The organism is Methylobacterium sp. CM6257, assembly GCF_054611515.1.
This window is the reverse complement of record NZ_CM137735.1, coordinates 417,401-436,570: the sequence shown is the minus strand read 5'-3', so window position 1 is coordinate 436,570 and position 19,170 is coordinate 417,401. Positions and strand designations below refer to the sequence as shown.

Sequence of the window (19,170 nt, the reverse complement as noted above, 5' to 3'; positions counted from 1 at the left end):
TCCCTCCGGAGACCTGCCGCCATGCCCGGCTTCTTCATCGCGCGTCCGATCTTCGCCTGGGTGGTGGCGATCTTCATCTGCCTGGGCGGACTGCTCGCGCTGCCGTTCCTACCGGTCGCGCAGTATCCGGTGATCGCGCCACCCTCGATCTCGATCTCGACCGTCTACCCCGGAGCCTCGACCCAGAACCTCTACTTCAGTGTCACCCGGCTGATCGAGGAGGAGCTGAATGGGGCCGCCAACGTCCTCAACTACGAGTCGACGAGCGACACCACCGGCGAGGTCGAGATCATCGTCAACTTCCAGCCCGGAACCGACATCGCGCTGGCCGCCGTCGATGTCCAGAACCGTATCAAGCGCATCGAACCACGCCTGCCGGAGGCGGTCCGCGAGCAAGGCATCCTAATCGTCGAGGCGAGCAGCGCCATCCTACAGTTCGTGACGCTCACCTCCAGCGACGGCAGCCTCGACGAGGTCGGCCTAGGCGATGTCGCCACCCGCAACGTGCTTCCGGAGCTGCGGCGCCTCCCTGGTGTCGGCCGGGCGCGCCTGTTCTCGACCGAACGTGCGATGCGGGTCTGGCTCGATCCGGACAAGATGCTCGGCGTCAACCTGACCGCGCAGGATGTCGAGGACGCGATCAAGGCGCAGAACGCGCAGGTCGCCTCGGGCTTGCTCGGCGTGCAACCGAGCCCGAGAGCTCAGCGCACGCAGAACATGGTGCTGGTGAAGGGCCAGCTCGAGTCGCCCGAGGATTTCGGCTCAATCGTGCTGCGCGCCAACCCGAACGGCTCCACCGTGCGCTTGCGCGACGTCGCACGACTGGAAGTCGGCGGCCTATCCTACGCCTTCTCAACCCGCCTGAACGGCAAGCCCGCGGCCGCCATCGCCGTGCAGCTCGCGCCGACCGGCAATGCGCTCGCCACCGGCAAGGCGGTGAAGGCCAAGATGGAGCAGCTCGCCCGCTTCTTCCCGCCGGGCATCAAGTACGAGATCTCCTACGATGTCACGCCGGTGATCACGGCGTCGGTCAAGAAGGTGCTGCTGACGCTCGCCGAGGCGGTGGTACTCGTCTTCGTCGTCATGTTCCTGTTCCTGCAGAACTTCCGCTACACGCTGATCCCGACCATCGTGGTGCCGATCGCGCTGCTCGGCACCTGCGTCTCCCTTCTCCTGATGGGCTTCTCGATCAACGTGCTCACCATGTTCGGCATGGTGCTGGCCATCGGCATCCTCGTGGATGACGCCATCGTGGTGGTCGAGAACGTCGAGCGCATCATGGCCGAGGAGGGCCTCTCGCCGAGAGCGGCCACCGAGAAGGCCATGGGTCAGATCACGGGCGCCGTGATCGGCATCACGCTTGTCTTGATGGCGGTGTTCGTGCCGATGGCGTTCTTTCCCGGCTCGGTCGGCATCATGTACCAGCAGTTCTCGGCCGCCATGGTCGTGTCGATCGGCTTCTCCGCATTCTTGGCGCTGTCGCTCACCCCGGCTCTGTGCGCCACGATGCTGAAGCCGATCGCCAAGGAGCACGGTCACGCCAAGGGCGGCGTTTTCGGCTGGTTCAACCGCGGCCTGGACTGGCTGACGCGCCGCTATGGCACCACGACGCGCTGGATGGTGGCGCGCTCGGGCCGCTTCATGCTGCTCTACTTGGCATTGCTGGGCGGCCTCGGCTACGCCCTTTGGCGGCTGCCTGCGGGCTTCGTGCCAATCGACGACCAGGGCTTCGTCATGGCCGACGTTCTGGCACCTTCGGACGCGAGTGCGAATCGGACGCTCGATGTCGTCCGCTCGGTGGAGGAACAGCTCGCCGGAACGCCGGGCGTCGACAAGATCACGTTCATCACGGGCTTCAGCTTTTTCGGTCAAGGCGCGATGACGGCACAGGCCTTCGTCACCCTGAAGGACTGGTCGGAGCGCGATGCCGATCAGAGTTCCGCGGCCATCATCGACCGGAGCAATGAGACTTTCGTAGGCTTGCGTGACGCGGGGGTGTCGGCGCTCGCCCCACCGCCGATCGCCAATCTCGGCACGACGAGCGGCTTCAGCTTCCGTCTGCAGGACCGCTCGCAGCGTGGCTACGAGGCGCTGATGGCTGCCAAGGATCAGCTTTTGGCGGCCGCTAGCCGCTCGCCGATCCTGCGCGAGGTGACAGTCGAGGGTCTGCCGCCAGCCCCACAGATCCGGCTCGACATCGACCGCGAGAAGGCAGCAGCCCTCGGTGTGACGTTTGCCGATATCAACACCACGCTCTCGGCACAGCTCGGATCCAGCTACGTCAACGACTTCCTCAATCGCGGCCGTATGCAGCGCGTGGTCGTCCAGGCACGTGAGGATAAGCGGGTCAGGCCGGAGGATCTGCTGACGTATAGCGCCCGCAACAGCAGCGGTGCCATGGTGCCGTTCGCCTCGTTTGCTCGGGTCACCTGGGTTGTCGGTCCAACCCAGGTGATCGGCTTCAATGGCTACCCGGCCGTTCGGATTACTGGCAGCCCGGCACAGGGCTACACCAGCGGCGACGCGCTCGCCGAGATGGAACGGTTGACGAGCGAACTGCCGGGCGGCTTCGGCTACGAGTGGACGGGTCAGTCGCTGCAGGAGAAGCTTGCCGGCTCCCAGGCCGCATTCCTGCTCGGGCTCTCGATCCTGTTCGTGTTCCTGTGTCTCGCCGCACTCTACGAGAGCTGGTCGATCCCGTTCGCCGTCATGCTGGTGGTGCCGCTCGGCATCGTCGGCTCTGTGGCGGCCGCCTACCTGCGCGGGCTGCCGAACGACGTCTACTTCACGGTGGGCCTGATCACCATCATCGGTCTGTCAGCCAAGAACGCGATCCTGATCATCGAGTTCGCCAAGGACCTGCGCGCGCAAGGCAAGCCGTTGATCGCGGCGACGCTCGAGGCGGCGGAACTACGCTTCCGGCCGATCGTGATGACGTCGCTGGCCTTCATCCTCGGCGTGGTGCCGCTGGTGATCGCCTCCGGCGCGAGCGCTAAGAGTCAACAGGCCCTTGGCACAGGTGTACTAGGCGGCATGATTACCGCGACTGTGCTCGCCGTGTTCATGGTTCCGATTTTCTTCGTGGTTGTGATGCGGTTCCTCTCGCGGGGACAGAGGACAAGAAAGTCAGAGCTTGCCGACGCCGCTTAGTGGCAGCCGTATCAGCTCGAATTATACGAAGCGCTTCCGCAATGAAGCGGCTGACCCAGATCCATCAAAATGGTCCACGCCGAGCGCAAGTTTTTTCGGGCATCCTGAACCCTGAAGGAGGGTGGGTGCCATGCCTCGCAAACGCTTCACGAATGAACAGATCCCCTTTGCCCTACAGCAGCCGGATTGTGCCGCGCCGGCCGACCGAGAGCGTCTCTGCCTCGAAGATCCGGGCCGAGCCATGATCATGAACTGGCTTACCGCTGGTTGTTGGTCCTCGGCATTGTCTTGGTGATCACCGGGCCTCTGGCGGCGCTCTCGGCGTCCGGGTTCAACCACGTTAACGCCACATGCGGGTTCGCCGCGCTGGTGGCGAGCGTCGTGAACGTCTGCGTTCCGAAAGCCGCCCTTATGCGAATGGGCCGCCGCCGCGGCCGTCACGGTGAATGTCCGCTATGGAGGAGCATCCGCGGCTCCTTGGATGACCGGGATGGGCGCCAAGCCGAACGTCCGTTCCTGCGCGCGATGGCGATCCGGCGTGACGTAGTCTGGCCGAAAGCGGCTCGTCCGCTTCCGGCGTTCAGACCGCAGAAGCGGACCTTCGTTTCCGACGCTTGTCGCCAGGCGGGGACTCAAACGCCGAGGATAACCGCTGTAGGGGCCAAGCGCCGGATACAGTTCGCCTGCGGTCACATCCGCTCTACTGACCCACCCGCTTTCTCTAGCGCGGAGAAGCCGCCGGCTACGTGAGCGACGGACGTGAGCCCCATATCCCTGAGCGCCTTGGCGGCCAGGGCCGAGCGGTTGCCCGAGGCGCAGTAGAGGACCAACCTCTTGTCGCCCGCGAGCTCGGCCTTGTGGGTCGGGCTCGCCGGGTCAGCCTGGAACTCCAGAAAGCCCCGCGGCACGTGCACCGCGCCGGCGATCTTGCCGGTCTTGGCCAGTTCCTCCCCCTCGCGCACGTCAACGAGCACCGTGTCGGGCTGCCCGAGACGCGCCAGCGCCTCCTCGGCCGACAGGGTCTCCACCGCGCGGCTCGCCTCAGCCACCAGGTCCTTCGCGCTCTTCGTCGTCATGATCACCTCCGTCACTCGCCCCAAGCCGCGCCGTCGAGCGCGTTCAGCGGGATCTTCAGGTAGCGTCTTCCGTTCGCCTCGGGCTCGGGCAGGCGGCCGCCCCTGATGTTCACCTGCAGCGAAGGCAGGATGAGCTTCGGCATCGGCAGCTCACGGTCGCGCGCCTCGCGCATCCGCACGAACGCCTCCTCGCTCCCAGTCTCCGTCAGGTGCTTGTTTTCGGCCCGTTGCCGGGCGACCGTGCTCTCCCAAGCGGCCTCGCGCCCACCCGGGCGGTAGTCGTGCCCGGTGAACAGCCGCGTCTCGTCTGGCAACGCCATGATGCGCTCGATGCTGCGCCAGAGCACGTGCGCGCTGCCGCCCGGGAAGTCCGCCCGCGCCGTGCCGCTATCTGGCATGAACAAGGTGTCGTGGATGAAGGCGGCGTCCCCCACCCGGTAGGCGACGGAGGCCAGGGTGTGACCCGGCGTGAACATCACCTCGACGTCCAGGGTGCCGATCCGGAAGCGCTCGCCGTCGGCCAACAGGCGCGACCACTGCGAGCCGTCCGTCCGGAACGTGTCGGGCAGGTTGTAGAGCCCCTTCCAGAGCCGCTGCACCGCGACGACCTTCTCGCCGATGGCGGTCGGGACGCCGGTCCTGTCGTGCAGGTAGCCCGCCGCCGAGAAATGGTCGGCGTGCGGGTGCGTGTCGAGGATCCAGTCCAACGCGTAGCCCTCACGTTCGATATGGGCGAGCAGGGCGTCGGCGGACCGGGTGGCGGTCGCGCCGGACCTCGGGTCGAAGTCGAGCACCGGGTCGATGATGGCGCAGCGCTTCGTCTCGGGATCCGCGACGACGTACTGGATGCTGCCGGTCGGCTCGTCGTAGAAGCCCGTCACGATGGGCCGTCCGCGCAAGGGCGCGGTGGTCTGGTCCGACATGGATCTCCTCCTTCCGGGTTCAGGTCGTCGCGCCGAGGAGCGGTAGGGCTCCGCGGGCGACGACATAGAGGCCGACCGAAATGACGAGGCCGGCGAAGGTGATGGTCAGGGCACGCTTGTGCTCGGCGAGGCGTTTGCCGAGGCGGGCGCCCGCGAGGCCGCCGAGCACGCCGCCGAGGATGAACAGGCCGGCCAGCGGCCAGTCGATCAGACCGGAGGCAGCGTAGCTGGCCGCGGTGGCGGCGCCGAAGGCGCTGACCGCCACCAGCGAGGTGCCGATGGCCATCGGCAGCGGCATACCGGTCGCTAGCATCAGGCCCGGCACGATCAGAAAGCCCCCGCCGATCCCGAAGAAGCCGGAGAACAGGCCCACGGCGAACCCGATACCGAGCAGCCAGGGCAGGAGCACCGGGGCGCTCTGTTTGGTCAGGCGCACGTCCGGATCGCCCGCGCCGCGCCGCTTGCGCAGCATCAGGCCCCCGACGACGAGCATCACGACCCCGAACAGGGCCAACAGGCTCTGTCCGTCGATCGCTTTGGCCGCGGCGGCGCCGGCGAGCGCGCCGAGGACTCCGGCAGCCGAGAAGACCGCCGCGCACCGCCACTTCACCATCCCGGCGCGCCAATGCGGGACGAGGTTGCCCGCCGCACTGGCCGAAACCGCCAGGGCGCTCGTGCCGATGGCCACGTGCGGCGAGCTCACCCCGACCACGTAGGTCAGGAGCGGAACTGCCAGGATCGAGCCCCCTCCGCCAACGAGGCCGAGGATCACGCCGACGACCCCGCCCGAGCCGGTCGCGAGGCCGGACGTCAGCAAGTTGGGCATCACGCGTCCGCTCCCTGCGCCGCCGAGGGCTTCGTGGCCGCCGAGGACACGAGGCGAAACAGCAGCATGCCGACGACCATGGCGGCCACGAAAGTGGCGGCCTGGGCTGGAACGACCGTGAGGATGGTCAGCGCCGGCCCGGGGCAGAGGCCGGCAAGACCCCAGCCGAGGCCGAAGATCGCCGCTCCCGCGATCAGGCGCGGGTCGAGCTCGCGCCGGGTCGGGAGCTCCAACCGCGGCGCAAGCAGCGGCCGGCGCCTGCGCCTCGCGATCAAGTAGCCAGCGGCCGAGACCGCGACGGCGCCCGCCATGACGAGGGCGAGGCTCGGGTCCCAACGTCCGGTCACGTCGAGGAAGGCGAGGACCTTGGCCGGGTTAGCCATGCCGGAAACGAGCAGGCCGAGCCCGAACAGCAGGCCGACGGCAAAGGCGGAGGCGATCTTGGCCATGACTCAGGCTCCGAGCAGGTGACGCGCGACGAAGACGGTGGCGATCGCGACGGCCATGAAGGTGCCCGTCGCGACGATGGAGCGGGGCGAGCCGCGACCGATGCCGCAGACGCCATGGCCGCTGGTGCAGCCGGCCCCGAGGCGCGCTCCGAACCCGACGAGCAGGCCCGCGAACACCAGGAGCGGGAACGAGGTGGCGACCGTCACCGGCGGCAGGCTGCCACCCAGGCCGGCATAGACCAGCGGCGCCAGGACCAAGCCGGCCAGAAAGGCGATCCGCCAGCCGGTCTCTCGTGACGGCCAGGCGAGCAGCCCGCCGAAGATGCCGCTGATGCCGGCGATGCGTCCGTTGAGGAGCAGGAACAGGGCCGCGGAGGCGCCGATCATGAGGCCGCCGAGGGTAGCGCTGAGTGGCGTGAAACCGTCCATGGTGATCTCTCCCGAGCCGCGGCAGCGGCAAACCCGTGGGCACCGCATGATCCTCAGGCCATCTCCGGGGTTGTCGTTGACCAAGTGCCCCCGCGCTCGGCCGCAGAAACATTAGGTGATACTTAATTAGTAAGATCTAATCCAACGTCAAGAGGGAGATGGCCGATGATCCCCGGAACGGCGGAGCGGGTCCCGCTCCACACGGGCGCGCACGACAACCGGCGCATCGCCGCCGACCTTGATGCCAGTGTCCGCTGGCATGCCGAGCACCCGCAGGCCATCGGTCGCCGGATACGCGAGCTCGACGCGGAGTGGGACATCGAGCGGACACTGGAGGCCAATGCCGCGACGCTGGCGCTCACCGGAACCGTGCTGGGCATGACCGCCGACCGGCGCTGGCTCGCCCTGCCGCTGGCAGTGACAGCGTTCCTGCTCCAGCATGCCGTTCAGGGCTGGTGCCCGCCCTTGTCGGTGCTTCGGCGGCTCGGCTTCCGCACGGCCCGCGAGATTGAGGTGGAGCGCAACGCTCTGAAGGCGCTCCGGGGCGATTTCGGCCCCATCGGACCGGGCTCGGGCGACCACGACACCCGGGCGAGCCACGCGCTCATGGCGGCCAGGCTCTGATGCTAGGACGCCAGAACGGCCTCGCCATCTCGCCGGGCTAAGGGTGGATGTAGGCGAACCCCATGCCCTGCAGGCGCGCCAACTCGGCGACGCCGCTCGGCACGATATCGTCCGCGCTCACGCCGTAGAGAGCGCCGCGGTCGATCTTCCGTTCCCGCAACGTGTTGGCGCAGACCAGGAACCTGACGCCCGCGGCCCGGAGGGCATCGATGCGTCCGGCAAGATCCGTGTTGTCCACGGCAGACTGGAGGAGCGCGACCCCGTCGCCGAGGCTCACCACGCGTATGTCGACGTGCTCCTTGCCTACGGCCTCGACATGGTTGCGCAGATTGCCGAGCAGGCGCTTGAAGTAGGCGGTATCGTCGGGGCCTCTCCCACCGTTGCGGTAGACCACCTTCTGGTCCGCGTAGTAGCCGGCCGGCGCTGCCGAGCCGGACCGGGCGACTCCCGCGCCAAGGGTTGCGAGTAGGACCGCGAGCAGCAGGCTTCTAAAGACGATCGTCACCGGGCTCTCCGTCGTCGGTCAGGGGCTCCGGGGCCTGGGCAGACAGGCTGTCGAGCCGCGCATGGTCGAGCCCATCCTCCAGCTCCGGTCCGGCGGACGCGCCGCTCCGGAGGCTGCCCGTCGTCTCCGGCCTGACCTGCCGTGCGGCGTGGGCCGTACCTCGTGATCCGAGCACCACGACCTTCGTGCCGGTCGGCACCCGCCGGTGCAGGTCGATCACATCCTGGTTCATCATGCGGATGCACCCTGAGGAGACCGCCTCGCCGATGCTCCACGGCTCCGTGGTGCCGTGTATGCGGTAGAGCGTGTCCTTGCCGTCCTTGAACAGGTAGAGCGCCCGCGCACCGAGGGGGTTCCTCTCCCCGCCCGGCATGCCGCCCGCCCAGCGCCCATTCCGTTCCGGGTCTCGCCGGATCATGTCGGGCGTCGGCGTCCAGCGCGGCCACGCGGCCTTGCGGGCGACCGTCGCCTCACCGGTGAACTCGAAGCCCGCCTTGCCGACGCCAACCCCGTAGCGCATCGCCTTGCCACCCTCCATGACGAGGTAGAGGAAGCGCTTGTAGGGGTCGACCACGAGTGTGCCGGGCGACTCATTCGTCGGGTAGTCGACCACCTGGCGGACGTTGCGGGCCTTGAGGTCGCGCGGATCGACCGCCTCCACCAGAAACGGCTCGTCTGTGATCGCCGCGTACCGGCGCAGGGCATCCGGTGCGATGCGTGGCCGGGCTTCCGCGACCGGAGCCGGTGCCCCCATTGAGGCCGTGCAGGCGCCGAGCGCCGAGGCGAGCGCGATCAACGCCGAGAGGCGCAGGACCCGCCGCATCACGAGCGCCCCCTGGCGCGCGCCTGGGCCGCCGCCTGCTTGAAGCCGTCGTAGTCGAGCGCCGCGGCCACCTTCAGCGGGCCAATCAGGAAGACGGGCGTGCCCTGCAGGCCGAGAGCATCGGCCTGGTCCAGGTTGCGCTGGAGCAGAGCGGCGATCTCACCCTGATGGGCCTTCCCATCTTCCTCCAAGCGGGCCATGTCCGCGCCCGCGGCGGACACGGCCTCCAGCATCCGCTCCTTCGAGATCCTGCGGCCCGGAATGGCCATGAGCGCCCGGTGCACCGCGTCGTAGCGGCCCTGGTACTTCGCCGCGAGGGCGAGCTGGGCACCGTAGACGGAGGCGTCTCCGAGGATCGGCCAGTCCTTGTGGACGAGGCGGATGCGCCCGTCCGATTTCACCAGCCGGAGGAGGTCGGGCTCGGACTTCTTGCAGAAGGGGCAGTTGTAATCGAGGAAGGCGACGATGGTCAGGTCGCCCTTCGCGTTGCCGGAGACCGGCGCCTCGGGGTCGTTGAGGATGGCATTCGCGTCGATGCCTTCGGCGAAGGCTTGGCCAGCTCCCGGCGGTGCCAGCAGGGCCGGCGCGAGCGCGGCGGCAGGCAGAAGGGCGAGCAGGGTCCTGCGGTCCATGACGGTCTCCGTGGGGTTGTCGAAGGGGGCTGGCTCAGGCGCCGACCAGGGCGAGGCGGCGGGTCAGGGCCTCGACCGTGAGCTCGCCCTCGGTGCGACCCTCCCGTATCTCGCCCCCGTCGGTGCGCATCAGGATGAGGGTCGGCGGTCCGACGACTTCGAAGCGCCGCATCAGGGCACGCGCGTCGGCGTCGTCGCGGGTGACGTCGGCCCGGATGACCGAGACGGCCTTGAGCCTCTCACGGATGCCGGCGTCGGCCAGGACCGTCCGCTCGTTCGTCCTGCAGACGGTGCACCAGTCGGCGGCAAACTCGATGAGCACCGGCTTCCCCTCGGCACGTGCGGCCTGGAGGGCGGCCTCGAAGGCAGTGACCGAGGAGACCGTGTGGGCCTCGGCACCGCGATCCGCTTGCGAGGTGACGAGGCCGGCGAGTGGCCGGAGAGGGTCGCTCGCGCCAGTGGCGGCTCCGATCAGGAGGACGCCGCCATAGGCAACGGCCACCATGCCCGCCGCCCGACCTGCACGCGACGGCTGGCCGTTCGTAGCCATCGCCGCGACCGACAGCCCGAAGCCGATGGCGAGCGCGGCCCAGATCAGGAGTGACAGCCCGTCCGGCAGCAGGCGGGTGATCAGCGAGACCGCGAGCGCCAGGAAGACGAAGCCGAACGCCTGTTTCGCCCGCACCAGCCACGGGCCGGACCGCGGCAGTATGCCGGCGCCGAACGTGCCGACCAGCACGAGCGGTGCGCCCATCCCAAGGCCGAGCGCGAACAGGGCCAGCGCGCCGCGCAGGACGTCGCCGGTCTGGGCGACGTACAGGAGCGCGGCGGCAAGAGGCGGCGTCACGCAAGGCCCGACGACGAGGGCCGAGCTGAAGCCGAGCAGCGCGGCGCCCACGACCGATCCTCCCTCCGCCGCCGGGGCGGCGCCGAACCGGTCCCGCCACCAGCGCGGTGCCTGGAGGTCGAACAGACCGAACATCGATAGGGCAAGTGCGGCGAAAGCGGCGGCCATGAGGCCGAGGGCCGGGGGTGTCTGGAGGGCGACCTGCAGGTTGCGACCCAGCCATGCCGCCGCGACGCCGAGGCTGGCATAGGCTACCGCCATCGCGAGGACGTAGCTCCCGGACAACACGAGCCCCCGCCCTGGCGTGAGCGCTTGGCCGGAGCGGACCAGCATGCCCGACAGGATCGGCACCATCGGCAGCACGCAGGGGGTGAACGCCAGGAGGAGGCCGAGCCCGAACATCCCCATTAGGACGCCGGTCAGGTTGCCGAAGAGGAAGATGGCAGGTCCGGCGGGAAAGACGCCCGGGCGCGAGGCCGTCGTGGCCATCCCGCCGGGACGCTCGGCGGCACGGACGGCTTCGCCGCCTGAGCGTGCATCGGCGTTTGCCAGGGCGGCGAGGTCAACTCGCTTTGTGACCGGCGGGTAGCAGATGCCCCGCTCGGCGCAGCCCTGGAAGGTGACCCGAACCTCCCGCAGGCTGGCGAGCGCCGCGCCGGGCACGATGGCCTCGGCCGAGCCGTGATAGACTTCCGTTGGCCCGAAATTCGGATCGTCTTTGGTCTCGCCTGGCGCGGTTCTGAGGGGCAGCTCAAGGCCGGCCCTGGCTTCTGCCCCGATCTTGTCCCGGTAGAGGTAGGTGCCGGGAGGAATGGTCCAATGCAGGCGGAGCGAGAGGTCGGCTTCGCGGGTGGCGGTGAGGGTGAACGGCGTCCGCCGGGCGGACCCTTCCTGACACTGCCCCGGCGACCAGAGCGCCGCGCCCGCCCAGACGAGGATGGCAAGGACGATGTGGATGAGAAGGTTCGGCATGAACGGGCGGGGTCCGGAATCGGATCGGTCCGCCGCGGGTCGGAAGCGCAGCTTAAGCCAGGCTTAAGCCAAGCTCGGAGGGTGCCGGACAGCCAGGGAGACATGCATGCGCATTCTCGTCGTCGAGGACGACCACATCATCTCGGACGGCCTCCGGGCCGGCCTCGCCATGAGCGGCGCGACGGTCGACTGCGTCGCCAATTGTGCCGATGCGGACGCCGCGCTCGCGGCGAGCCGGTTCGGTGCCGTTGTCCTGGACCTAATGCTGCCGGACGGTTCCGGCTTGGATGTCTTGCGCAGCCTGCGCGGCCGGGGTGATCGAACACCCGTCGTCCTGCTGACGGCCCGCGACGCCGTGGCGGATCGGATCGCGGGGCTCGATGGCGGAGCCGACGACTACCTCAGCAAGCCCTTCGATCTCGACGAGCTCTCCGCCCGAATCCGCGCCGTCGTCCGGCGGGCCTCGGGACGGGCCGCGGCCAGCCTGGAGCACGGCGGCATCAGACTCGACCCTGGCACCTCGACCGTCACGGTCGACGGGGCACCGGTCACCGTGTCCCGGCGCGAGTACATGGTGCTGGCGGCCCTCATGGAACGGCCGAGCGTGCTGCGCTCGAAGTCCGAGCTGGAGGATCGGCTCTACGGCTGGCAGGAGGAGGTCGAGAGCAACGCAATCGAGGTCCATATCCACAACCTGCGCGCCAAGATCGGCAAGCACGCCATCGAGACGGTTCGGGGCCTTGGCTATCGCATGAGGGCGCTCGCATGAGGTCGCTGCGCATCAGGCTCTTCGCCATCCTCCTGCTCGCGACCGGCCTGATCTGGCTGAGCGCCATGGCGTGGATCTACCTGGGCTCCAGGCGCGAGGTGGAACGGGTCCTCGACAACCGCCTCCAGGAAGCCGCGCGCATGGTCAGCTCCCTTGTGGGTGCGGTCGGCGGAACGGATCCGGACGGGACACCGCACACGATCCAGGCCCCGATGTCCTACGAGCGGCAGCTCTCCTGCCAAATCTGGTCCATCGACGGGCGCATGGTCGCGCGCTCGAGCGGCGCCCCCGAGCAGCGCCTGAGCGATGCGCCGGCCGGCTTCTCGGAGCGCGAGGTGGATGGCGAGACCTGGCGGGTCTTCACCGTCGAGGAACCCGAGAAGAAGGTCCGCGTCATGGTCGGCGACCGCCTCGGCTTGCGTGAGCGCCTCGTCACGGACCTCATCATGGGCCTGCTCGCGCCGGCCCTCCTCATCGTCCCGCTGCTCGGCATGCTGATCTGGGTGAGCCTGGGGCGTGGCCTCCGCCCCTTGCGGCTGATGGCCCGAAACCTGGCGGCACGGGACGCCGACGACATGAGCCCCATCGACGCCGCACGGGCGCCGGCCGAGGTGCGCCCCCTGGCGGCCGCCCTCAACGGGTTGTTCCTCAAAGTCGAAGCGGCCCGCCGTCACGAGCGGGACGTGACAGCCTTCGCCGCGCACGAACTGCGCACGCCGCTGACTGGCCTGAAGACCCAGGCTCAGGTGGCTCTGGCCGCCACGGACCCGGACGTCACGAAGGCCGCACTCCGCCAGATCATGGCAGCGGTGGACCGGAGCACGCACCTCGTGCGCCAGCTCCTCGACGCCGCCCGGCTCGACGCCGCCACGGAAGCCCGGCCGTTGACGGAAGTCGACCTGGGCGCGCTCGTCACCGAAACTGTGAGGGGCATGCGGACGCCGCCTGGCATCCGAACCACCATCGATCCCGGGCTGCGGGGCTTCACGATCCGCGGGGACCCGGACAGCCTGCGCCTCGCTGTCAGGAACCTGCACGAGAATGCCGTGCAGCACATGGAGACCGGGACGATCGAGTGGGGACGGCGACCGGAGGGCGGGGGCGTCTTCGTGCGCGATGAGGGTCCAGGCATTCCAGACGAGGAATTGCCGCACGTGACGAAGCGTTTCTTCCGGGGACGCCATAAGAGTGCGACGGGGAGCGGTCTCGGGCTGGCCATCGCGGAACTGGCGTCGCGCCGGAGTGGATTGAGCCTGCAGCTCCGCAACCGGTCTGACCGGCCGGGGCTTGAAGCGGAGATCCTCCGAGGCTGATCGGGCTCGTGCGCTCAGCCGAGGTTCGGACAGAAGATATCCTTTAAGGTCGCGAGCACGCGCGCCGCCCGCGGGTCCTCCAATCGGTAGTAGAGCGTCTGGCTCTCTCGCCGGAACGCCACGAGCCCGTCCTCACGAAGCTTGGCGAGATGCTGCGACAGGGCCGACTGGCTGAGTTCAACGGCCTCGGCGAGACTGGTCACGTCCATCTCGCCGCGCGCGATCAGCAGGCACAGGATGAGGAGGCGCTTCTCGTTGGCGAGCAGGCGCAGCAGCCGCGCCGCATCGGCCGTCTTGTCTTGGAGGCGCAGCAGGTCGGAGGGCGTCACGGCATCCACGCGGGCATTTCCCATAAATTAGAATTGACTTATTTAGAATAATCTAACATATAAGGCCAGCGACGCTCTATTGCCCCTGGTAGCTCGAAAGGAGAACAAACGCCCCTCGACGAGTGCCCTTCACGGCGAGCCAACCACCTGAACCTCGCGAAGGAAACTCTCGCCGCCCTAAGAGCCTGCTGTCCTCAAACCAGGTGACCGCTCGGGCAAGCCGGGCCGCCTCTAGCTGCGTGAAGAGGAATAGCGTCAGTCACTCGCCCATCTGCGTCGAGCCGAAGCGCACCCAAGCGTGAGCGGTGCTTCGTTCATCCAAATGGATCACTTCCTATGACCCTGCCCGTCACCAATGCCACTGTCGTCATCGTTGGCGGTGGTGCTGGCGGCCTTGCGACTGCCGCGAGCCTGCTCCGGCGCCGGCCCAATCTCAACGTCACCGTGATCGAGCCGCGTGACACCCACTACTATCAGCCTGGCTGGACCTTTGTTGGCGGCGGCATCTTCGACCAAGCCAAGACTGCCCGGCCGATGGCCTCGGCCCTTCCTCCCGGCGCGAAGTGGCATCAAGCGGCGGTTACCGGGTTTGAGCCGGCGCTGAACCGGCTCAGCCTGAAGGGCGGCACGCGCATTGGCTATGACGCCCTCGTGGTCGCGCCAGGCATCGAACTCAACTGGGATGGGATTGAGGGCCTGCGGGACACCTTGGGCCAGAACGGTGTCACGTCGAACTATGCGTTTGATTTGGCTCCCTATACCGACCGGCTAGTGCGAGACCTTCGTGGAGGCCGGGCCTTGTTCACGCAGCCGCCGATGCCGATCAAGTGCGCTGGCGCTCCCCAGAAGGCCATGTATCTGTCCTGCGACCGCTGGCGCCGAGCTGGCCGCCTCGGGGACATCGATGTGGAGTTCCATTCTGCCGGCGCCAACCTGTTCGGGGTTGAACACTTCGTGCCGTCCCTCATGCGCTACATCGAGCGCTACGGGATCGATCTGAAGCTGACATCGACCCTGACGGCGGTGGATGGTCAAACCAAGCGGGCCCGGTTCTCCACAAAGGTTGCCGACGGCACTCTCCGTACCGTCGAGCGCGATTTCGAGATGCTGCACGTCTGTCCGCCTCAGCGGGCGCCGGCCGTCATTCGGGAGAGCGAACTGGCGGATTCGGCCGGCTGGGTCGAGGTCGATCCCGGCACTCTCCGTCACCGTCGGTTTGGCAATATCTTCGGCTTGGGCGACGCCTGCTCGGCTCCGAACGCGAAGACGGCGGCCGCGGTGCGCAAGCAGGCGCCGGTCGTGGCAGAGAACCTGCTCGCCGCCATCGACGGTCGCGCTCCTGCCGCCATCTATGACGGCTATGGATCCTGCCCTCTCACTGTTGAGCGCGGGCGGGTAGTGCTCGCCGAGTTCGGCTACGGTGGCAAGCTAATGCCGAGCTTCCCCGCGTGGCTGATCGACGGGACGAAGCCGAGCCATTTGGCGTGGCTCCTGAAGGAGCGGATGCTACCGCCGATCTACTGGAAGGCCATGCTGAAGGGCCGCGAGTGGATGGCGAAGCCCCGCGAGGCCGAAGAAGCTGCCTGAAGCCGCTCTCCTTTGCAGGCCCGGCAATCCAGAGCGGTGCCCCGGGCTGCAGGGCCCACGTTACTGGGGGCCTCGCGTTTCCCTCGCTCGCGGCGGAGAGAGTCCCGATGAAGGGCATAGAGGGAATGTGTCGCCGTGCGCGGCCTGAGCGGCGACGCGAGGGAACGGCGTCCGGTGCCTCGCATACCCGTCGATGCTCCCGACCGGAGGCTCACGCGCAGGGACATCACGCTCTCCGACCGACAGAGAACGAAAATGGCGCCGATGGGTCATGCCGGAACAAGATGTAACGCGGTACTCCCCGGAGCCCTGCTTCTCGTCAATGCCGACAGACAAGGGGCAATGATCCTCTCCGAGGCTCTCCGATCGCGCGGGCACTCTGTCACGATCTCCGAGAGGCTTCCCGAGGCCTTCGACAACTTGTCGGCCCCGGTCCCCTCCGCGGCGGTCCTGGACTATGGCAGTCTCGCGGGAGGGGCTGCCTGCGCAGTTCGCGCTCTTCGCGCACTCAGTCCGGACATTCGGATCATCCTCCTCTCGCATATCGCCTCGTTGTCCGGCGCCGTCGCCTGCATCAAGGCAGGTGCCGACGAATTTCTGACTCAACCGGTTTCGGCCGACGAGATCGATGCCCTGGTACGGACAGGGTATGACTCGGCGCCGCTGCCTAGCGTGACGAGCCTAGCGGAAGCGGCCCGCCTGCACGCGCACGCGACCTTGCGGGGCGTCGAGAACAACCTACCCGCGGCCGCGCGCTTGCTGAGGGTCAGGCCCCTTACCCTGCGGCGCCTTCTCGACCTGCCGGAGCCCGCGAGCCCCGATCTCGCCAGGCGCAGGACCCGTTCGGCGGGCGACCAGGGTTGAGGCGCGCAACCACCTTATCGCTCGCCACCTTACATCGGCTCCGCTCGACGGTGGGCCCGCCGCCAACTGGCTGGCTCGTCGAAGACGCCGGCCCACAGGCCGACCCGCAGGCCCCACGCGACGTCTTCTGTCGCCGAATAAACGCCGGTGACGTCGCGGAGCGCGAGCGCATGCCCCTGCGCCACCATCCACGCCGAGAGGTCGGTCTCCCCAACGTGGCAGACGGCCGTCAGTCGGTCCTGCGTAGTACCGCCCTTCGGGGTGCAGGACACCGGTGTCGCTCCGATCCGCTGCCGAAGCGCGCCGGCCGCTGTCTGCCCGCACCGGTATTGGCTACCATCGGCCCGCGCGCAGACCTGTTCGGCCTCGGGGGCATCGATGCCATACAGATCGATGAGGCGGCCCTGCAGCTCAAGCGTGTCCCCATCCAGAACCTTCGCGGCTCCGGTCAGGGTGTCGCCGGCACAGGCGGGGCGGCGGTCAGGAGGATCGCGCCAACCCAACGCAGCATGGCGTCTCGTCCCCACATCCGGCTTATCTCGAATGCGCGCTTTGGTACGGCCACGCTATCGGGGCCTTTTCAGCAGCCGCGCGATTCCCGCCGCGAGCACGTCCTCGGAGATCGCCCCCGTATGCATATCCGCGAGGGACCCGTCGGCACGCAGGAACAGGGTCAGCGGGATGCCGCGGGTGCCGTAATGGCGAGGAACCTCCATGCCCCTGTCCAGAGGCACATGCACGAGCGAGAGCTTGCTCGCGGAGAGGTATGCGCGAACCCGGTCGGCGCTTTCGCCCTGGTTGACGAAGGCGAAGGCGACCGCCGACTCGGCGGCGGCGGCCTGAGCGAGCGACGGCATCTCGCTCCGGCACGGGGGGCACCACGTCGCCCAGATGTTGACGACCGCAGGACGGCCGTGCAGGTCGCTGATGGCGAGCGGCTCCCCTTCGAGCTGCTCGAACAGCGTGTCGGGCGCGGCTTGGCCGAGCGTCGCCGCGGTGAGAAGGCTGACCACCCGCCAGACGAGCAGTCCGCCACCGGCGGCCGCTGTGCCGGCCGCCACAGAACGCAACGAACGCAGGTAGATGGCGCTGACTGGCGCGAGCCCGAGAAGCCCGGCGCCGGGCTGAAAGCCGCCTTGCCAGACCGCCAGCGCACGCCAGGGCGCGGGCGCGAAGGACGGCCAGTTCTCCCAAACATAGCCGAGCCGCGCGGTCACCAGGGTCGCGATCACGGTCCACGTCGCCCACGCATACAATCCCCGGCCGAACCGCGGTGCGAAGACTGACGTGGCAGCCAGGTACGCGCCGATGCCGGCCACGACCGCGAGACGTTCAGGGTCAAGGACCAAAGGGCCGAGTGAGATCGCGTTCACGTTGCGTGAAGCTCACTGATCAAGGATGGATTTCGGCGAAGCCGTCTTGCTGCAGCTGCACCAGCCGCAGGTTGGCGCCAGAATTGACCAGCACGCCGGGGATAAGGTCGGCATTTACCCACCCATTGTTCCGGGCCGTCTGGCCGCATTCCTCGAATTGAACGCCCTGCTTCTGCAGATTCAGGATCTCTTCCTTGTAAGGGTTGCCCCGGTTGGTCTTCCGAGCCTTGTTGTAGGCCGCATCATCCAGCAAGAGATACCCGATTGCCCCGTGGAAGACGGCTATGATCTCCAGTTTCGCCCCGGATGCTCGATAGTTTTTCAGCATCAGCTGCATGTATGTTAGTCCAATCGACTGATCGCCGTTGAACGCCAGATGGTCCATGTTGAAGGCCACGCGGCTGTCCCTGACCTTCACGGGAACGTCGATATGAAGCCCGCTGGTGTTGAGATCCTGTGCAAGGGCTGGGGTAGAAAGCGGGACTGTGATGGCAAGATGAATGCAGGCCATTGCGCAGACTGCTAAGTTGCGTTTCATGATCAGGTCCTTCGGCGGGTGTGCGGGTGTCGCAAGTCGGGGCGTTGTAGGCGAGGAATAGTTCAGCAAATGGGCTCACCGCAGACGCGCCCCGCGGCGATGATCTTGGAAAACGATTCCGGTCCCGGATAGCCGGTGATCCCACTGTTCCCGAGCACGAAGGCCGGGGTCGCCGACAAGCCCAGATTGGCGGCGGACTGCATCTGCCTGTTGAGCATCGCCTTGACCTCGGCGCTCTCCGCCCGCTGACGAAGCAGCTCGCGATCCACGCCGAGCTCGACGCCGATCCGCAGCGCGCGTTCGCCGTCGGCAGGTCCCGACATCGCCATCAGCCGTTGCTGGAGCGTGTATGCCAGGCTCGATCCCTTCAGGCTGAGCATCGCCAGCTCGACCTTCGCCGACTCGACTGAGCGGGGCGAGAGGACAGCGTTGTTGATCAATCCCAGACGAAGGTCGGGCGTCCGACTTAGAATTCGCTCGATGTCTTTGACGGCGCCGCGGCAATAAGGACAGTTGTCGTCATAGAATTCATAGAGCGTCAGCGCGTCGTCGTGCGAGCCGGCCCAGATGATACTCGGAAGGCTGGCGAGCTCACCGGTTAGCTCGCCCGGCAATCTGGTGTTCCGGACCGGACTGCCATCGTCGCCATGCAGGTCGTACCAGAAGTCGTCTGCCGAGGCAGAGGCATCGACGATGAGGGACCCCGCCACGGCACCGAGGGCCAGCCGCAAAGTCTGTCGCCGGTTCGGAGGCAGCATGGAATTCACCCCTGGAACGCCTGTCATCGGGTCGCGACAGCCACCGCTCAGCCGGGTCACCGGGAGGGCTGGTTGCCGAAGCGCCGAAACGTCGAACGGGGCTCGGCCTGCAAGCTTAAGTGACGCTTAAGTCAGGAGAGGGACGGGGATGACCCAACCATCGCCCTCGTGCGCCGTGCGCGTCAGGATTCGACCATCGCTAGGCGCGTGTGGGCAATTCGGTCCTGGGGTTCTTCAAGCAATATCCTCGACGGGCTGGTCGCACCGGGAAGCGACGGGCCACGCTCTGCCGAGCAACTGGCCGAGTGTCACTGGCCGTCGGCGAAGGTGGTTGACGGCCGCAATTTGCCGAAGCGGCGGGCGCTTCCGCGCAGCCGCCCATG

20 protein-coding genes are annotated in these 19,170 nt (G+C 67.8%); 6 read left to right on the top strand and 14 right to left on the bottom strand.

The window, feature by feature from the left end:
• The first annotated feature begins 21 nt into the window (after positions 1–21).
• On the top strand, positions 22–3,150 hold the full coding sequence (locus tag ACYCO6_RS02165) for a multidrug efflux RND transporter permease subunit (RefSeq protein ID WP_459768884.1): 3,129 nt from the start codon (positions 22–24) through the stop codon (positions 3,148–3,150).
• 689 nt (positions 3,151–3,839) lie between these two features.
• Here ACYCO6_RS02165 and ACYCO6_RS02160 read toward each other — a convergent pair.
• Genes ACYCO6_RS02160 through ACYCO6_RS02140 form a run of 5 tightly spaced genes read right to left on the bottom strand, consistent with a single transcriptional unit; the run spans position 3,840 to position 6,853 of the window.
• Positions 3,840–4,226, bottom strand: a complete 387-nt coding sequence (locus ACYCO6_RS02160) for a rhodanese-like domain-containing protein (RefSeq protein ID WP_459768882.1) — start codon at positions 4,224–4,226, stop codon at positions 3,840–3,842.
• A gap of 11 nt (positions 4,227–4,237) precedes the next feature.
• Positions 4,238–5,149, bottom strand: coding sequence for an MBL fold metallo-hydrolase (locus ACYCO6_RS02155; protein ID WP_459768880.1), 912 nt, complete (start codon positions 5,147–5,149; stop codon positions 4,238–4,240).
• 19 nt (positions 5,150–5,168) lie between these two features.
• On the bottom strand, positions 5,169–5,975 hold the full coding sequence (locus ACYCO6_RS02150; RefSeq protein WP_459768878.1) for a sulfite exporter TauE/SafE family protein: 807 nt from the start codon (positions 5,973–5,975) through the stop codon (positions 5,169–5,171).
• The gene (locus ACYCO6_RS02145; protein WP_459768876.1) at positions 5,975–6,424 is read right to left on the bottom strand and encodes a DUF6691 family protein; all 450 of its coding nucleotides are present in this window, start codon (positions 6,422–6,424) and stop codon (positions 5,975–5,977) included. Before ACYCO6_RS02145 ends, ACYCO6_RS02150 begins: the two co-directional genes overlap by 1 nt.
• Positions 6,425–6,427: 3 nt before the next feature.
• Positions 6,428–6,853, bottom strand: coding sequence for a YeeE/YedE family protein (locus tag ACYCO6_RS02140; protein ID WP_459768874.1), 426 nt, complete (start codon positions 6,851–6,853; stop codon positions 6,428–6,430).
• A 165-nt stretch (positions 6,854–7,018) separates the two neighbouring features.
• Here ACYCO6_RS02140 and ACYCO6_RS02135 point away from each other — a divergent pair, with 165 nt between their 5' ends.
• Positions 7,019–7,477 (top strand): hypothetical protein, encoded by a 459-nt coding sequence (locus ACYCO6_RS02135; RefSeq protein ID WP_459768872.1) that lies wholly within the window; start codon positions 7,019–7,021, stop codon positions 7,475–7,477.
• A 37-nt stretch (positions 7,478–7,514) separates the two neighbouring features.
• On the opposite strand, the gene ACYCO6_RS02130 is transcribed toward ACYCO6_RS02135, so the two are convergent.
• Genes ACYCO6_RS02130 through dsbD form a run of 4 tightly spaced genes read right to left on the bottom strand, consistent with a single transcriptional unit; the run spans position 7,515 to position 11,256 of the window.
• The gene (locus tag ACYCO6_RS02130; protein ID WP_459768870.1) at positions 7,515–7,982 is read right to left on the bottom strand and encodes a DsrE family protein; all 468 of its coding nucleotides are present in this window, start codon (positions 7,980–7,982) and stop codon (positions 7,515–7,517) included.
• A complete protein-coding gene (locus ACYCO6_RS02125) occupies positions 7,966–8,805 on the bottom strand; it encodes a L,D-transpeptidase (RefSeq protein WP_459768869.1) in 840 nt (279 codons plus the stop codon). The genes ACYCO6_RS02130 and ACYCO6_RS02125 overlap by 17 nt, the downstream gene beginning before the upstream one ends.
• Positions 8,805–9,437, bottom strand: a complete 633-nt coding sequence (locus ACYCO6_RS02120) for a DsbA family protein (RefSeq protein ID WP_459768868.1) — start codon at positions 9,435–9,437, stop codon at positions 8,805–8,807. The genes ACYCO6_RS02125 and ACYCO6_RS02120 overlap by 1 nt, the downstream gene beginning before the upstream one ends.
• 34 nt (positions 9,438–9,471) lie before the next feature.
• A complete protein-coding gene (gene dsbD / locus ACYCO6_RS02115) occupies positions 9,472–11,256 on the bottom strand; it encodes a protein-disulfide reductase DsbD (RefSeq protein ID WP_459768867.1) in 1,785 nt (594 codons plus the stop codon).
• 106 nt (positions 11,257–11,362) lie between these two features.
• Here dsbD and ACYCO6_RS02110 point away from each other — a divergent pair, with 106 nt between their 5' ends.
• Both ACYCO6_RS02110 and ACYCO6_RS02105 read left to right on the top strand, forming a co-directional pair.
• Entirely contained in the window at positions 11,363–12,025 is a 663-nt protein-coding gene (locus ACYCO6_RS02110) for a response regulator (protein WP_459768865.1), read from the top strand.
• A complete protein-coding gene (locus tag ACYCO6_RS02105; protein WP_459768863.1) occupies positions 12,022–13,338 on the top strand; it encodes an ATP-binding protein in 1,317 nt (438 codons plus the stop codon). The genes ACYCO6_RS02110 and ACYCO6_RS02105 overlap by 4 nt, the downstream gene beginning before the upstream one ends.
• 14 nt (positions 13,339–13,352) lie before the next feature.
• Here the strand turns inward: ACYCO6_RS02105 and ACYCO6_RS02100 are convergent, their stop codons facing one another.
• Positions 13,353–13,676, bottom strand: coding sequence for an ArsR/SmtB family transcription factor (locus ACYCO6_RS02100; protein WP_459768861.1), 324 nt, complete (start codon positions 13,674–13,676; stop codon positions 13,353–13,355).
• A gap of 327 nt (positions 13,677–14,003) precedes the next feature.
• Between ACYCO6_RS02100 and ACYCO6_RS02095 the strand changes: the two genes are divergently transcribed.
• A complete protein-coding gene (locus tag ACYCO6_RS02095) occupies positions 14,004–15,254 on the top strand; it encodes an NAD(P)/FAD-dependent oxidoreductase (RefSeq protein ID WP_459768858.1) in 1,251 nt (416 codons plus the stop codon).
• 342 nt (positions 15,255–15,596) lie between these two features.
• The gene (locus ACYCO6_RS02090) at positions 15,597–16,118 is read left to right on the top strand and encodes a hypothetical protein (protein WP_459768856.1); all 522 of its coding nucleotides are present in this window, start codon (positions 15,597–15,599) and stop codon (positions 16,116–16,118) included.
• Positions 16,119–16,147: 29 nt separating this feature from the next.
• Here ACYCO6_RS02090 and ACYCO6_RS02085 read toward each other — a convergent pair whose 3' ends face one another.
• The 4 genes from ACYCO6_RS02085 to ACYCO6_RS02070 form a co-directional block, all read right to left on the bottom strand.
• The gene (locus ACYCO6_RS02085; RefSeq protein WP_459768854.1) at positions 16,148–16,621 is read right to left on the bottom strand and encodes a thermonuclease family protein; all 474 of its coding nucleotides are present in this window, start codon (positions 16,619–16,621) and stop codon (positions 16,148–16,150) included.
• A gap of 63 nt (positions 16,622–16,684) precedes the next feature.
• Positions 16,685–17,437, bottom strand: a complete 753-nt coding sequence (locus ACYCO6_RS02080) for a TlpA family protein disulfide reductase (protein ID WP_459768852.1) — start codon at positions 17,435–17,437, stop codon at positions 16,685–16,687.
• Positions 17,438–17,510: 73 nt separating this feature from the next.
• Positions 17,511–18,029: a DsrE family protein gene (locus tag ACYCO6_RS02075; protein ID WP_459768850.1), complete on the bottom strand. Its 519-nt coding sequence runs from the start codon at positions 18,027–18,029 to the stop codon at positions 17,511–17,513.
• 62 nt (positions 18,030–18,091) lie between these two features.
• Positions 18,092–18,787, bottom strand: a complete 696-nt coding sequence (locus ACYCO6_RS02070) for a DsbA family protein (protein WP_459768848.1) — start codon at positions 18,785–18,787, stop codon at positions 18,092–18,094.
• Positions 18,788–19,170: the final 383 nt, after the last annotated feature.